The sequence below is a fragment of the Cyanobacteriota bacterium genome (genome assembly GCA_025054735.1).
In the GTDB taxonomy this organism is placed as follows: Bacteria; Cyanobacteriota; Cyanobacteriia; order SKYG9; family SKYG9; genus SKYG9.
This window is the reverse complement of the sequence record JANWZG010000610.1, coordinates 1-1,605: the sequence shown is the minus strand read 5'-3', so window position 1 is coordinate 1,605 and position 1,605 is coordinate 1. Positions and strand designations below refer to the sequence as shown.

Here is a 1,605-nt window from a genome sequence, read left to right as displayed (position 1 = left end):
CGAGTTGCCGCACATAGTAGGCCAGACCAGCAGCTTCCGGTTCTCGTCGCAGTTCGGTGAGATAGATGGATCGCACTGTGCCACCATAGGCATCAGAGGATAACAACAAGGCCATCCGCCGTCCCTCTGGGCTGTTGCGAATATCCTGCTCAATCAGTCCTAGGGATCGTCCCTGGTTGTAGCGTCCCAAGTGATAATCCAGCCCATTGGCCTCGGGTGCACGTCCTAGCAGCTCTTTGTAGAAGCGGATGATTTCCGATCGGGGGTTCAACTGCGCTATAGTCAGCGACGAATGATGCGGCTGATTTACTGGTGCCTCCCCCAATCGCAGTGAGCTTGACAAGTGCAGGCTATTACCAATGGCAGGGGTAGCGACAACAACAGCAGCAATTGCTAGAACTGCTCTCCAGCTAGGTTTCAGGGCAGGCATAATTTTCACTCCTTACAGATGTTATGAACCCACTATCGCTAGACTATCTGCACGATCGAGTGCGGGCAACTTGGCTGATCGGCATTGACAATCAACGGGTGTTACAACTCACTGAGGCACTCTATCAACAACTACACCAGCGAGGCGAGTCTGGTTCTATGCCCCGTATCCTGCTGTTGGAGGCTGATGCTGTCAACTTTTTAGCAGGCTTTTTTGCCACCGTTGCCTTGGGCTATCCCCTGTTTTTAGGCAATCCCCAATGGACAACTAGTGAGCAATACCGAGTGCTGGAATTGATACAACCTGACGCTATCTTAACGGAGGGATGCTGGAATGAACCACCTGTTTTTGCAGTCTGTGCTGATGATCAATCCAGCCGTTACCGAGAACCCCCCTGCCAAGCCGCTGAACCTGTGAGCATAGCAGGCCACATTATGATTCCTACTGGAGGTTCGTCTGGTTACCTCCAGTTTGCAGTCCATACCTGGAAAACCTTGACAGCATCTGTACAGGGCTTTCAGCAGCATCTTGGGGTCGATCGCATCAATAGCTACTGTGTGCTGCCCCTCCACCATGTCAGTGGCTTGATGCAATGTTTACGGGCCTACCTATCGGGTGGTTGTTTGGCCTGGCAACCCTACAAGCATTTGGTTGATGGTGAAGTTTTGGGGATTGATCCCCACGATTGGTTCATTTCCCTAGTGCCCACCCAACTTCAACGCCTGCTCGATCAAGACCGACTAACATCAACGGGTAGTTCCCTCACAGCATGGCTTCGGCAGTTTCGGGCTGTATTAGTGGGGGGTTCGCCGCTGTGGTCGGCTCTGGGGGAACGTGCCCGCAAGTTGGGGCTACCGTTGGCACCCACCTATGGCATGACGGAAACTGCCTCTCAGGTGGCTACCCTTAGGCCCAGCGAGTTTTTGGCAGGCAGGGCTGGTGTGGGTCGATCGCTGCCCCATGCCCAAATCACTATCCGAGACACCAACGGATATCCTTTGCCTACTGGTACTATTGGCACGATCGCCATTCACGCTACATCCCTGTTCTTGGGCTATTACCCACCGCTTGCGTCAGAACCCAATGCTCAGTCCCAGCAGTCACTACCCAGCACAGGCTACCTTACCGATGATCTGGGCTTTCTGGATCAAGATGGTTACTTGCAGGTAGTGGGA

General features: G+C 53.4%; 2 protein-coding genes. One reads left to right on the top strand and one right to left on the bottom strand.

What is annotated here, in order from left to right:
* Positions 1-430 (bottom strand): DUF4214 domain-containing protein (locus NZ772_18680; GenBank protein ID MCS6815583.1); only part of this gene is annotated, 430 nt, incomplete at its 3' end.
* 23 nt (positions 431-453) lie between these two features.
* Between NZ772_18680 and NZ772_18675 the strand changes: the two genes are divergently transcribed.
* On the top strand, positions 454-1,605 hold a 1,152-nt coding region (locus tag NZ772_18675), incomplete at its 3' end, for an AMP-binding protein (protein MCS6815582.1).